11 protein-coding genes are annotated in these 13,559 nt (G+C 66.9%); all 11 read right to left on the bottom strand.

The genetic code is table 11. The features are described from left to right. Positions 1–6: 6 nt before the first annotated feature. The 11 genes from ACFPO9_RS11415 to ACFPO9_RS11465 all read right to left on the bottom strand — a co-directional run bounded on the left by ACFPO9_RS11415 (position 7) and on the right by ACFPO9_RS11465 (position 13,558). Positions 7–933, bottom strand: coding sequence for a quinone oxidoreductase family protein (locus ACFPO9_RS11415; RefSeq protein WP_379770703.1), 927 nt, complete (start codon positions 931–933; stop codon positions 7–9). Further along, positions 933–1,775 (bottom strand): SDR family NAD(P)-dependent oxidoreductase, encoded by an 843-nt coding sequence (locus ACFPO9_RS11420; RefSeq protein ID WP_379770705.1) that lies wholly within the window; start codon positions 1,773–1,775, stop codon positions 933–935. The genes ACFPO9_RS11415 and ACFPO9_RS11420 overlap by 1 nt, the downstream gene beginning before the upstream one ends. 24 nt (positions 1,776–1,799) lie before the next feature. After that, complete coding sequence (locus ACFPO9_RS11425) at positions 1,800–2,606, bottom strand: enoyl-CoA hydratase/isomerase family protein (protein ID WP_379770708.1); 807 nt, start codon at positions 2,604–2,606, stop codon at positions 1,800–1,802. A gap of 1 nt (position 2,607) precedes the next feature. Next, positions 2,608–3,573 carry a VOC family protein gene (locus ACFPO9_RS11430; RefSeq protein WP_379770710.1) on the bottom strand — a complete coding sequence of 322 codons (966 nt, stop codon included), beginning with the start codon at positions 3,571–3,573 and terminating at the stop codon, positions 2,608–2,610. Next, positions 3,566–6,022 (bottom strand): efflux RND transporter permease subunit, encoded by a 2,457-nt coding sequence (locus ACFPO9_RS11435; protein ID WP_379770712.1) that lies wholly within the window; start codon positions 6,020–6,022, stop codon positions 3,566–3,568. Before ACFPO9_RS11435 ends, ACFPO9_RS11430 begins: the two co-directional genes overlap by 8 nt. 1 nt (position 6,023) lies before the next feature. Then, complete coding sequence (locus ACFPO9_RS11440) at positions 6,024–7,172, bottom strand: WD40/YVTN/BNR-like repeat-containing protein (protein ID WP_379770715.1); 1,149 nt, start codon at positions 7,170–7,172, stop codon at positions 6,024–6,026. A gap of 99 nt (positions 7,173–7,271) precedes the next feature. Continuing rightward, positions 7,272–8,627, bottom strand: a complete 1,356-nt coding sequence (locus tag ACFPO9_RS11445) for a DUF1329 domain-containing protein (RefSeq protein ID WP_379770718.1) — start codon at positions 8,625–8,627, stop codon at positions 7,272–7,274. Positions 8,628–8,652: 25 nt separating this feature from the next. Then, positions 8,653–10,332, bottom strand: coding sequence for a DUF1302 domain-containing protein (locus ACFPO9_RS11450; RefSeq protein ID WP_379770720.1), 1,680 nt, complete (start codon positions 10,330–10,332; stop codon positions 8,653–8,655). Between the two features lie 211 nt (positions 10,333–10,543). Beyond that, complete coding sequence (locus ACFPO9_RS11455) at positions 10,544–11,395, bottom strand: SDR family oxidoreductase (protein WP_379770722.1); 852 nt, start codon at positions 11,393–11,395, stop codon at positions 10,544–10,546. Between the two features lie 88 nt (positions 11,396–11,483). Continuing rightward, positions 11,484–12,656, bottom strand: a complete 1,173-nt coding sequence (locus ACFPO9_RS11460; protein WP_379770724.1) for a thiolase family protein — start codon at positions 12,654–12,656, stop codon at positions 11,484–11,486. Then, positions 12,653–13,558 carry a 3-hydroxyacyl-CoA dehydrogenase gene (locus ACFPO9_RS11465; RefSeq protein ID WP_379770726.1) on the bottom strand — a complete coding sequence of 302 codons (906 nt, stop codon included), beginning with the start codon at positions 13,556–13,558 and terminating at the stop codon, positions 12,653–12,655. Before ACFPO9_RS11465 ends, ACFPO9_RS11460 begins: the two co-directional genes overlap by 4 nt. Position 13,559: the final 1 nt, after the last annotated feature.

Consider the following 13,559-nt stretch of genomic DNA (forward strand, 5'->3'; position numbering starts at 1 on the left):
CATGCCTCAGGTGCGCACGCGCGCGGTGATCTTCGCATGCGGTCCGCCGACCTGGGCCGCCCAGGCCGCGCCGGCGTCGTCGAAGGCGAAATCGGTGTAATCGATCTGGATGTCCTGTTCGCGCGCGATGCGCAGCAGGCGCTCCCAGATCGCGCGGCGGTCGGCCGGCGGTCGCTGGCCGGTGCCGATGCAGGACAGGGTGCGGAACAGCAGGTCGGCAATGTCCAGGTTGACCTGGCGTCCGGCGCCCGTGCCGATGGTCATGATGCGGGCGCCCCAGCGCGTGGCCTTGAGCGCGCTGAGCATCGGCTGACCGCAGACCAGGTCGAGCACCACGTCGAAGCCGCCGTCCGTGGCAGCCTTGAGCGCGGCGACATCGTCTTCGCCGCCCATCACCACGACCTCGTCGGCGATGCCGCGCTCCTTCAGCCGCGCCAGCGCCTCGCGCGAGCGCGCTGCCGCCACCACGCGCCCGGCGCCGAGGAAACGCGCCAGCTGCAGCGCGATCTGGCCCAGGGTCCCGGTCGCGCCCAGCACCAGCACCTGTTCGCCGGGCTGGATCTTCGCCTGCTCGAGCGGCACCAGCGCGCCGGTGGCGGCGATGCCCATCGCAATCGCGGTGCGGTCGTCGACCTCATCCGGCACGTCCCAGACTTCCTCGGCCGGCACCAGCGTTCGCTCGGCCCACGCGCCGTAGGGCAGCACCGAGCGTTCGCCGAAGTAGACGCGGCGTCCATCCTGGGTCCGTCCCACGCCTTCGCCGCGAATCACGCAGGGATAGGCCACGCCGAGGCGGTAGGCGCCCAGCACGTCCCAGCCGCCCAGGCCGGCGGTATCGACATCGATCAGCACAGCGCCTTCGCGCGGGGCGGGTTCCGGAAACGCGCCGATGACCGGCGCAGCGCCGCGTTCATGAATGATGGCAGCCTTCATCACATTCCTTTCGCGCCGGTCTGCGCAAACAGAGCTTTCATGGCCACCAGCGACGGCGTATGGCTGCCGAAGCCGCCGTCGGCCACCAGCGTGGTGCCGGTGACGAAGGCCGATTCGTCGGATGCCAGGAAGGCCACCACGTCGGCGATCTGGCGCGGCGTACCCAGTTCGGGCGTCAGATGGTTTTCGCGCAGGATCTCGAGCAGCGGCGCCGGCATGCTCTCGTGCGCGTTTTCGGCGGGCGCCAGGCCGATCTGCAGCGCGTTCGAGCGGATGCCCTGTTTGCCGTACTGCGCCGCCACCGAACGCGCCAGCATAATGAGTGCCGCCTTCGAAGCGGCATAAGCCGTCAGCGACAGGTCGCCCTGCACGCCGAGTCCTGAAGTGACGAAGATCACCGAACCGCGCCCATGCTTGAGCATTTCGCGAATCGCGTATTTACTGCACAGCATGGCGCCGCGCAGGTTGACCGCCATGGCGCGGTCCCAGGCCTCGACGTCCATGTTCACCACGTCGCGGTCGCGCCGGCGCTGCTCCACGCTCAGGATGGCAGCATTGTTGTGCAGGACGTCGACGCGGCCGAAGCGCGCCACCACCGCCTCGACCATGGCGCTGACCTCGGCCTCGCTCGAGATGTCGCATTGCAGCGCCAGCACTTGCCCGCCCTGCGCCTCGATGCCGGCCGCGACCCTCCGCGCGGCGTCGCCGTCGATGTCGACGATGGCCACGTGGGCGCCGTGCGCCGCCAGCACGCGCGCCGCTTCGGCGCCCAGGCCGCCGCCGGCGCCGGTCAGGATTGCGACCCGCCCGTCCAGCTTTCCTTTGTTCACTGCGTCATCCATTCCGGTCTCCATCAGGGGCCGCGCTCAGCGGCCGATAAAATTGGGCGGCCGCTTCTCGCTGAAGGCCAGCGCGGCTTCTCTTGCATCCTCGCTCGGCTTGAGCATGGCGAAGAGGTCCAGTTCGAGGTCCAGGCCCTGCTTCAGTTCCAGCTCGAGGGCGCTGCGTGCCGCGCGCTTGACCGACAGCGTGGCGGCTGGCGCACGCGCCGCGATGCGCTGGGCAAAACTGCGGACTTCGTCGATCAGCGCTTCCGACTCGTTCGCCACCCGCGTGACCAGTCCGATGTCCCTGGCCGCGCGTGCGTCGAGGCGCTCGCCGGTGAGCAGCAGGTCCATCGCCCGTCCAGGCCCGACTACGCGCGCCAGGCGCTGGGTGCCGCCGCCGCCGGGAATCAGGCCGAGCGCCGTTTCCGGCAGGCTGAACACGGCGTCCGGCGCGGCGTAGCGGATGTCGCAGGCCAGCGCCAGTTCCAGGCCGCCGCCCATGCAGTAACCGTGCACCGCGGCGATTACCGGCTTCTGCACGGCGTCGATCGCCTCGATCCAGCGCGCGCCCTGCATGCGGCTGCGCACTTCGATCGCCGTTTCGGGACCGCGCTTTTCCTTGATGTCGGCGCCGGCGCAAAATCCGCGCGCACCGGCGCCGCGGATCGCGATGACGCGGATGCCAGGGTCGGCGTCGAGTTCGCGCAGCGCCTGCGGCACGCCGGCGCGGATCTCGTCGTTGATGGCATTGATCTGGCCCGGGCGGGTCAACACCACCCAACCCAGGCTGCCCTCGCGCTCCACGCTGACGGCATCGTTGACGACTTGTAGTTCGCTGTTGGCCATGTCAGGCTTCCTCGAACTCGATGACCTGGCCGCGCAGCTCCGACGGCTCGATGCGGATCAGCGGGCGCCCGCCGGCCGACTCCGATTCCTCGACCCAGGTAAAGCGCGTGCCGCGCGCACGCAGGTCCTCGGCCTTGGCCTGCAAACCGTTGACCGCGATGCGGATGTAGTACAGGCCAGGACCCCAGTTGTTGAGGTAGTGGGCGGCCGGGGTGTTCCACGCAGTCGGCTGGATCACGTGCAGGGCCGCGCTGTTGGCGACGGCGAAGGGCATCACGGCGCGGCGCTGGCCTTCGCGTTTCAACAATTCGACGCCGCCGCGCGGTTCCCAGTCCAGGTTGCTCGAGCAGCAGCGCAGGGTGTGGTCGAGGTCGCGCACCAGGAAAGCGCGCGCACTGATCCTCACCATATCGCCCGGCTTCGGCTCGCGCGGCTGGGCCGGCGGGCTGGCGAAGGTCTCGGGAGGCATCTGCAGCGGCTCGGTCGGCATCACCTCGATGCACAGGCCGCCGTCCACATCCGGCGTATAGCGCGGACGCTCGGGGGTCGCGCCCAGCCACAGGCGGTCGAAGGGCATCTCGGGCGTGCGCTGGGCCATGCGGAAGGCCAGGCCGCGGCGCATCAGCTTGTCGACGAAGACGTCGAACTTCGGTCCCTGCAGGGCCAGCACCACCGAGTGCGTCAGCATCGGGCGGTGGCGCCCCTGGTAATCCTTCAGGCTCTCGAGGAATTCGTGGAACATCGGATCGCCCGGATTATCGTGATCCAGGTGCCACTGGGGTTCCAGGCGCGTCGGCGCCACCGCCAGCGACTTGTGGACACGCAGGAAATGGGCGATGTAGGGATGGTTATCGAAGGCCTGGCGCCAGTTCGGATGGCTGTGCACTCCCAGTTTGTTCACCAGCAGGTCGGTCATGCCATCCGGATCGGGCAGCATCATGTCGGCTGACAGCAGCAGGTCAAACATAGTTTTTCTCCAAGGTAGGGCTGACGCGCGTATCGTCCTGGGCGCGGCGGGGATTGAGCAGGAAATAGGACAGCGCCGGGGTGAGCACCAGGGCGCCGAGCATGTTCCACAAGAACATGAAGGTCAGCAGGATGCCCATGTCGGCCTGAAACTTGATCGGCGACCAGGCCCAGGTCACGACGCCGGCTGCCATCGTCATGCCCACCAGGGCCACCACCTTGCCGGTGAAATCGAGCGAACGACGGTAGGCCGCGCGCAGGCTGTCCCCGCGGCGCTGGCAGGCCAGCTGCACCGACAGCAGGTAGAGCGCGTAGTCGACCCCGACCCCGACCCCGACCGCGATCACCGGCAGCGTCGCGACCTTCAGGCCAATCCCAAGCCAGACCATCAGCGCCTTGCACAGGATGGTCGTGATCACCAGCGGGATCAGGGCCACGACTGTGGCGCGGATGCTGCGGAAGGTGATCAGGCACAGCAAGGCGGTCGAGCCATACACCGCCAGGTACATCATCACGATGCTTTTTCCCACCTCGATGTTGGTGGCGGCTTCGATACCGGCGCTGCCGGCCGCCAGCAGGAAGGCCACCGGCTCCTTGGCCCCGGCCGGGGTATTGTTGGCCTGGGCGTACTGGCTCGAGGTCTTGAGGATGCGCGCCACCGTGTCGGCCTTGTGGTCGCGCAGGTAGACCACCAGCGGCGACACCGAGCAGCTCTGGTTGGTGATGTCGGGCGTGGCAATCGCCGCCGCCGACATCGCGCCGTCCGTGATCGACTGGTTGCGGCTGATCGTCATCCACTTGCCGCTGCCTTCCGACATCGCGGCGGTGGTGAAGCGCACGGTCTCGGCCAGCGACGTGGTGGCCTGCACCGCCGGATCGTCGCGCAGGAGCTGCGCCAGGCCGTCCATCTTGGTCAAGGCCGAATACAGGCGGCAACCTTCGTCGTCGGTCTTCATGATCACCACGAACTGGTCGCTCGACAGGCCGTAGTTGCGCGTGATGTAGGCGTTGTCGCGGTTGTAGCGCGAGTCGGGACGCAGTTCGGGCGCGCCGGCGTCGAGATCGCCGATGCGCAGGCCCTGCATCGCGATCGCCGAGACGGCGGTCACCACCAGTGCCACGGCGGTCGTGGCGATGGCCATGCGGCGCCCGGTCAGCGCGTCGAGGCGCCCCCATACGCGGCCCAGCGCCGACTGGCCCTCGGCCATGTCGCGGTCGGCCTCGAGCGCGCGCTGCGCCGCCTTTGATCCAATGCCGATATAGGACAGGGCCACCGGGATCAGGAACAGCTTGGTGAAGACCAGCACCGTCACGCCGATGCTGGTGGTGATCGCCAGGTCGCGGATCACCGGAATGTCGATGATGATCAGCACCGCAAAGCCGACGATATTCGCCAGCAGCGCGGTGACGCCGGCCACGAACAGGCGGCGGAAGGTGTAGCGCGCGGCGACGTACCGGTGGGTCCCGCGCCCGATGTCCTGGATGATGCCGTTCATCTTCTGCGCGCCGTGCGACAGGCCGATCGCGAAGATCAGGAAAGGCACCAGGATCGAGTACGGATCCAGCTCGTAGCCCAGCAGCTGCATCAGCCCCAGCAGCCAGACCACGCCGAGCACCGCGGCCGACACCAGCAGTGCGGTGCTGCGCAGGCAGCGCGTGTACAGGTAGACGAACATCGTGGCGACGGCGACCGAGACCGCGAAAAACAGCATCACCGCCTTCAGGCCATCGATCAGGTCGCCGACGATCTTGGCGAAGCCGACGATATGGATGCCGATCCTGTCGCTCTCGTAGCTGCGGATCTTCTCCTCCAGCTTGCGCGAGAAAGCGCCGTAGTCGAGCGGCTGGCCGGTCTTCGGATTGGTATCGAGGAGCGGCGCAACGATCATGCTCGACTTCATGTCAAGCGCGACCAGGCGTCCGACGATGCCGGCCTTGCCCACGTTGTCGCGCAATTTGGCCACCTCAGCGGCGCTGCCGTCGAACTGGGCCGGCATCACGGGACCGCCGGTGATACCGTCCTCGGTCACCTCGCGCCAGCGCACGATCGGCATCCAGATCGATTTCATCCACGAGCGATCGACGCCGTCGATCATGTACAGGTCGTCGTTTACCTTGCGCATGAGCTCCAGGTAGGCGGGGTCGTAGATGTCGCCGCGCTTGTTCTCGACCACGATCCGCACCGTGTTGCCGAGGCCCGGCAACTGCTTCTTGTAGGCCAGGTAGTTCTGGATGTAGGGACTGCCGAGCGGGATCATGCGCTCGAAGTTGGCGTTGACCTTGATCCGCGTGGCCGAATAGCCGAGGAACAGGGTGGCCAGCAGGCAGGCCAGCAGCACCAGCACCCGGTGGTTGAAGATCAGGCGTTCCAGGAAGTTTCCGGAACGACGGTCGAAGTCTTGCACGTCCCGGATCACGGGCATGCGGGGTTGTTCGCTGTGCGCTGTCATGTCAGTTCTTCCCAATCCTTGCGCTGTCCGCGCCACAGCCCGGAATCCGGGCCAATCTTGCGCCGGCGCTGCCGGCCAGCGCCAGCTGGCCCCGTCCCGCCAATGCGGCTCCGGCCAGGTCGCCGCCGCGCGAAACGCCGGCGTCGGTGACCTGGCCGTTGCGGCTTACCAGTACCTGGCCGGCCTGGGTCACGAAGGCCAGCTCGCCCGGCGCGCAGGCCAGGGCGTCGACCACGGTGGCTTGCGTGGCGAGCGGGATCCGCTGCCAGCTGGCGCCCTTGTCGGCGCTGATGTAGGCATTGCCGCGCAGGCCATAGGCCGCCAGTCCGGCTTCGCTGGCTTTCAGCCCGAAGAAAGTGCCCGCATACGGGGATTCCAGCGCCACGAAACGCCCGCTTGCACGGTCGTAGCGCCGCAGCAGGCCCTGCTCGCCCGCCAGGTAGAGTGTACCGTCGGCGGTCTGTTCGAGCGCATACAGGTGCATGCGGCGGTCGTTGGCGGCGCGCTCGAGCCACGGTTCCCAGCTCTTGCCGGCATCGCGGGTGTGCAGCAGCAGGCCGAAGGCGCCGGCCAGGAAGCCTTCGCCCCCGGCGTCGATGCGGATGTCGAGGAAGGGATGGGTCAGCACGCCCGGCGTGGCCGACTGTGCGGCCGCGCGTGCGACCTCGTCCAGCATGGCCGCCGCACCGACGTCGCCGCCGGCGGAGAGTTTGCGGTAATGCGCGTTCAGGAGGGCCAGCAGGCTGCGCCCGTCGAGGACCTTGCTCCAGGTCGCGCCCTGATCCAGGCTGTGCAGCACCACGCCGTCATGGCCGAGGACCCAGGCGCTACCGGGCGCCGTGAAGCGCACCGTGGTGAGGTCGGTGCTGACCGGCGATTGCGCCTGCTTCCAGTTCTTGCCGGCGTCCCGGGATACCAGGATGGTGCCGCGCGCGCCGACGGCGACCAGGGTGTTTTCTTGCGCCGCGATACCCGACAGCGGCCGCTTGAGTGCTGCCGGCGACATCGCGGCGGGCAGGTCGATGGGATCGTGGCTTGCCGGAGCGGCAGGGACGAGCGTGACCAGGCTGGCCAGTAGGAGCGCCAGCGCGGGGCGCAAGAGCCCGGTCGGTGCTGCCGGCCGTGGGCGAAGGGGATTGAGAATGTTCACAGCTGACTCCGTCGTGATGCGTGGTTCCGGGCAGCCGGCCGCGGCGCCTAGGCCACGGCCGGCACAGGCCTACAAGGCCTGTCAGGCTGGTCGCCCGGCTCAGCGAGCCGTTTCCTTGGCCACGATGGTTTCCGGGTTCAGGTCGCGGTTCGAGCGCGGCTTGGTGACCACGCCGTAGCCGCCGACCAGGCCGTCATTGACCAGTGCATACATACCCTTGTTGAAGTCGAAGATCACGTTCTTGACGGTGTACGGCGCATTCACGTCATACAGCTGGACCATCGAGTTGAAGATCGAGCGGTACAGCTGGCCGCTGCGGTCGTAGGCGTCGTACAGCATCGCGCCGTAGGTATCCTCGTCGATGTAATAGGTGCGTTTCGCGTAGGCGTGGCGGAAGCCCGGCTTGAGCGTCGCCTCGACCACCCACATGCGGTGCAATTCCCAGCGCCAGCAGGCCGGATTCGGATACTTTTCCTTGAATTGCTCTTCGACGCCGCAGCCGAAATACAGCTTGTAGGCGTTGTAGGGCACGTACATTTCCTTCATGCCGGCCAGCTTGAAGTCGAAACGGTCCATCGTGCCCGAGAACACGAACAGTTCGTCGAACAGGGTTACGCCGCCCATGCTCGCCACCGGGGTGTCGTACGAAAACTCGGGGGCCAGCTTGATGCGGCGCTGGCCGGGCGCGTAGCTCCAGGCACGGCGCGGCTTCTCGGTCGGATCGAGGAAGTCCATCAGGCCGGTCACCTCGCCCGCCTTGCGGATCGGCGCGCTGGTGACTGAATAGGTGCGCCAGTACATCTGCGGGTCGCGTCCGTCCAGGTCGGCGTGGTAGTAAGGAGTCTCCTCGAAAGTCTGCTGCTGGGCCGTCATCACCGCCTTGCCGCTGGAATCGACCACCCACGAGCGCGACGACTTGGTCGTGGTGTCTGCCTTGTAGCGCAGCTGCTGGTTCCACATCATTTCATGGCCGGACTTGGCGATCGGGAACGGGATGCCGCCGCGGCATTCCTGCTCCACCGCCAGCCCGCCCTTGGTCGTCTTGCACGAGGTCGCGTTGCGTACCGTCTTGGCCAGCACCGCTTCCGGCAAGGCGGCCGTGCGATGGCTCGGGTAGACGTCCATGTAGAAGCCGGTGTTCTTCTTGAACAGCTCCTTCTGGCCGTCCGACAGCTTGTCGGCGTGCTGCTGCCAATTCTTGGCGTCGATGCGCAGGATCGGCGCTTCATCCTTGAACGGGTCCACCCAGACGCCGCTGCCGGGCTTGAAGCCGGCCGGGGCCTTGGTCAGCCCACCGGTGTAGGCCGGGATCGTGCCCTCCTTGTTGCCGGCCTTGATGGCGCCGACCTGGGTCAGCGTGTTGCCTAGCTGCTTGGCTTCCTCCGGCGTCACCTCGGCCCGGGAAGTGGCTGCGAGGCAGGCCAGCAAGGCCAGTGCGAGTCTTTGCTTATTCATGTCTTGTCTCCTGTTTGCGGCGCTTTTAGAATGCCGTCTTGAAGGTTAACGACAGCCAGCCGCGGTCGATGACCCCGACCGACGAATTGCTGTGTGCCGCACCACCCGTGATCTTGCCGTTCAGTTCACGCACGGGCAGGTTACGGTCGGCGTAGTTGAGCGCGAATTCGTATTTCGATGCGTAGGTCATGGTCGCCCCGACGGACCAACGCAGCTCGCCCTCGGTGCCGCCGCCGGACGTCGGCGCATTGCCCGACAGGCCATAGTTGACGCTGACGGGAATGCTCAGGTCCCAGGACGGCAGCACGTTCAGGTACTGGGGCGTGAATTTCAGGGCCATGATCCACGCGTCCCTGGTCGAGCAGCCATCGTCCTTGGTGCCCGAGCCGGCCTTGCCGGTGCGTGAGTCGACGCAGGTCGCCGCGCCAACCGTGCGATACAAGGCGGGATTGGTGGTGACCTTGTCGAGCCGGTTGTAGGCCAGCTCGGCGACGAAGGTGCCAGTCTGCCAGACCGGCGTCGCCGGCAGCATATAGATCCCGTTCACCACCGCGTGCCAGGTATTGCCGCGCGCGCCGGTGTCGGTGACCACGGAGGACGGCGTGTTCAGCGCGCCGTTCTTGCGGTAGGAGAGTTCGGCGCCGACGGCGACGGAATGGATGACGCGTCCAAAGGAGAGGCTCATCTGCTTGACGTCCTGCGGATACAGGAAGCGCGCCCGGGTCGGCAGCGGGCCGCTGAAGTTGAGCAGCTGGACGCCGAGTTCCGGTGAATAATCGTCGAAGTGGCGGTAATAGGCGCCGAAGGTCGATTCGAGCGCCTCGACGTTCCAGCGCGCCCCGACGCCCCAGTTGCCGCGCTGGCCAGGCTTGCGCGCCTCGATGATCTGGGCCGCGACCCCGGAGATCGGGAAAGCCAGGAAGTCGGACGAGGGCGCGGTATCGGCGCCCATCAGGTAGGTGCCGGCGTGCGGGATGCGGGTCGGCTTCCACTCGTAATAGTACTGGCCGACCAGGGTCAGGTTGTCGGTGACCTGGGCGCTGGCGTGGATCTGCCCGACCGGCAGGAATACTTCCTTGGTTTCGACACCCGGGTTGATCGCTGCCTTGACCCCATCCACCGGCGACTGGCCATACGAGATCGCATGTGCCCCCAGCAGCAGGCTTTCGCCCCAGACGTTGGTCTGGCGTCCCACCTTGACGTTGACGGGTACCTTGCCCAGGTCGAGGTTGGCCCAGACGAAGGCGTCGAGGATTTCTCCCGAGGGGCCGTTTACGTAGCGAGCCACCTCGTTGTTGTATTCGTTATTGCGGTAGGCGGTGGCAAAGCCGGCCGGCGACCTGACCGAATGGTCGTCGTAAGCATGGTCGTACCAGGCGGCCGCCGAGACGCGCGCACCGACCGTGTTCTTGTACCTGATATCGAACTCCGTCAGCAGGTCGAGACGGTTGGTCACCATATCGCCTTTGTCGAACTTCGAATCACCCTCGTCATAAATGTAGTTGTTCAACAGCCGGCTGTCCGGCTTTTCGGTACGGACGCCACCGGTGTAGCGCACGGTGGCGTCAAGCCTTACCTTGAGGTCGGGATTGCTCATCTCGATTTCGCCCGCCAGCGCCTGGCCGGCGCAGGCAAAGGCGGCTGCCGCCGCGATGCCGCGCAAGGCGCAGCCGGCGAGGATGGGAATACCGCTTGCATGATTCATGGACCTGTCTCCTGTCGTTATCGTTATGGCCGATTATTGAAAAATCGCTCAGCACTGCTTGTTCAGTCCTTCCCATGAACCGTGCTGCTCGACTGTCTTCGGCCCAACGGAAACGAGACTCTTGACGCGTTCTGATTGTAGCAAGAATAAATCAGTTATTCTACTGTCCGATTAAGATTCTATATTTAGAATTTTAAAGGAGACATTCGGCTCATTCGGCGGGGATGCCGGCGCAGCGTTCCCTGGCCATTTCCGTGAACTCGCGCTTGAGCGTCGGGTAGTAGGCAATCTGTCCCTGCAGCCCGCCCGCGATATCGATCGAGGCCGCGCTGATGAAGGATGCGTAGTCACTGGCCAGGAACAGCGCCATGCCGGCCACGTCCTCCGGCTTGCCGAAGCGCCCCAGCGGCACGACCTTCAACACCATCCGGTCGAATTCCTCGCGCGTGACGCCCGGCCCCACTTCGCGGAAATGGCGCTCCCACTGGCCGGTATCGATCCAGCCCATGTTGAGCGAGTTGACCAGGATGTTGTCCTTCGCGAGCGACATGCCGAGCGACTTCGACAAGGCCAGGCAGGCGGCGCGATTGATCACCGAAGGGATGCCGTCTGGCGTGGGGATGGCGCCGGCCAGGGCATTGATCTCGACGATGCGCCCCCAGCGCTGGCGGCGCATGTGCGGCACCACCGCCTGCACGAAGCGGAAATGCCCCATCTGCAGGATGTTGGCGTGTTCGAGGATCTGCTCGGGCGTGAGGGTGTCGAGGTTGCCGCCGCGGCCCTGCCCTGCGTTGTTGATCAGGACGTCGACGCCGCCCCAGCTGGCCGCGACCTCCTCGACGAATGCCTTGACGCCGGCGCTGTCGGTCACGTCGACGGCGCGGGCGATGACCGCCTGCGCCTGCCGCGCAAGTTCGGCGCCGGTTGCCTCGATCGCCTCCCTGCTGCGGGCGCAGATGGCCACGCGCGCACCTTCGGCCGCAAATGCACGGGCGATCGCCAGGCCGATGCCGCGCGAGGCGCCGGTGACGATGACGCGCTTGCTGCTCAAGTCGATATGCATTGCTGTCTCCTGTTGTCGTGCTGCCGTACTGCCGTACTGACTGCGGCGGCCGGTTCTGTGCCGGTCCTGCCGTCCTGCGCTCAGGTGCTTACATCCGCTCGATCAGGGTTGCGGTGCCCATGCCGCCCGCGCAGCAGATCGCCTGCAGGCCGTAGCGCGCATTGCGCCGCTCCAGTTCGTGCAGCAGCGAGGTCATGATGCGGGCGCCACTGGCGCCAAGCGGATGCCCGAGCGCGATCGCGCCGCCGTTGACGTTCAGCCGGTCCAGCGGTACGTCCAGTTCCCGCGCCCACATCAGCGGCACCGGCGCGAAGGCCTCGTTCACCTCGAACAGGTCGATGTCCCCGACCGCCAGCCCGGCCATGTCCAGCACCTTGCGGGTCGCCGCAACCGGGCCGGTCAGCATCAGGGTCGGGTCGGAGCCGACCGTCGTGAAAGCACGGATGCGGGCGCGCGGCTTGAGGCCGAGCCGGTCCACGGCTTCCCCGGACATCAGGAGCAGCAGCGCCGCACCGTCCGAGATCTGCGAGGAGTTGCCGGCGCTGAGCTTGCCGTTCTCGCGAAAGCTCGACTTGAGCGTGGCCAGCTTCTCGGCGTTGGTGCCGGGACGGATGGTCTCGTCCGCATCCAGGGTCGCTGGCGCCGCCTCCGCCCAGCCGCGCTCCACCAGCGCCGCCACCGGCACGCTGGCGATCTCATGCTGGAAATAGCCGGCCTGCGCGGCCGCGGCGGCGCGCCGGTGGCTCTCGACCGCGTACGCGTCCAGCTCGGCGCGGCTGAAGTTCCACTTGTCGGCGATGCGTTCGGCCGCCTCGCCCTGGCTGGTCAGTTCGTATTTGTCAGAGGCCATCCAGCCGAAGGCTTCGCCATAGATCTCGCGGTTGCCGCCCATGCGCACCCGGCTCATGTTCTCGGCGCCACCCGCCACCACGACCTTGGCGGCGCCGGCGGCGATCAAGCCGGCCGCCAGGTGGACGGCGACCTCGCCCGAACCGCACTTGCGGTCGATCGTCAGGCCGGGAATCGAAGCCGGCCAGCCGGCGCCAAGCAAGGCCGTGCGGGCGATGTTGGCGGACTGCTCGCCGACCTGGGTCACGCAGCCTAAGATGACGTCGTCGACCGCGCCGGCATCGATCCCGGCACGCTCCATCAGCTGATTGAGCAGGTGCGCCGCCAGGTGATCGGCGCGCACGCCCGCCAGGCTGCCCTTGTACTTGCCGACCGGCGTGCGAAGCGCCTCGACGATGTAGATGTCCTTCATAGCGCGCTCGCCTTCAGGCCCGAACCCGGCACCCGCTGTCCGGCTTCGTCGTAGCGGTAGACCCCCTGGCCGGTCTTGCGGCCGTGGCGGCCGGCCGCGACCATCTTGATGATCAAGGGGCAGGGACGGAACTTCTCGCCCAGCGTCGCATGCAGGTAGCGCAGCACCGACAAACGGGTGTCCCAGCCGGTCAGGTCGCCCAGTTCCAGGGGTCCCATCGGGTGGTTGAAGCCCATCCGCAGCGCGGTGTCGATATCCTCGGCGCTGGCGGTGCCTTCCTGCAGCATCCACATCGCCTCGTTGCCGAGCATGGCCGACATGCGGCTGGTGGTCAGGCCCGGCGACTCGTTGACCAGGATCGAGGTCTTGCCGATCGCATCGCACCACGCGCGGCTGCGGGCGACGGTATCGGCATCGGTGGCGATGCCCAGCACCAGCTCCACCAGCTTCATCTTGTGCACCGGATTGAAGAAGTGCATGCCGATCACCCGCGCCGGCTGCGGCACCGAAGCCGCGATCTCGGTCACCGACAAGGCCGAGGTATTCGTCGCCAGCAGCGCCCCTTCGGCCAGCAGCGGCACCGCTTCGGCCAGCACCGCCTTCTTGACCGCGAGGTTCTCGGACACCGTTTCGACCAGCATGCTGGCGCCGACGGCACCCTCCGCGAGGGCGGTATGGACGCTCAGGCGCTGCTTGGCGGCCGCCGCCGCTTCCGGTACCAGCTTGCCGAGCTTGACGCCGCCGTCGATGATCGCATGGATGCTCTGCAGCGCCTTGTCGAGGGCCTGGCCATTGCTGTCGACCAGGCGCGTCGCGAAGCCGCTGCTGGCAAAGGCGTGGGCGATGCCGGTACCCATCAGTCCAGCCCCGACCACCACCACGATTTGGTTTTTATCGATCATT

Source organism: Massilia aerilata, assembly GCF_042656905.1.
Classification (GTDB): Bacteria; Pseudomonadota; Gammaproteobacteria; order Burkholderiales; family Burkholderiaceae_D; genus Telluria; species Telluria aerilata.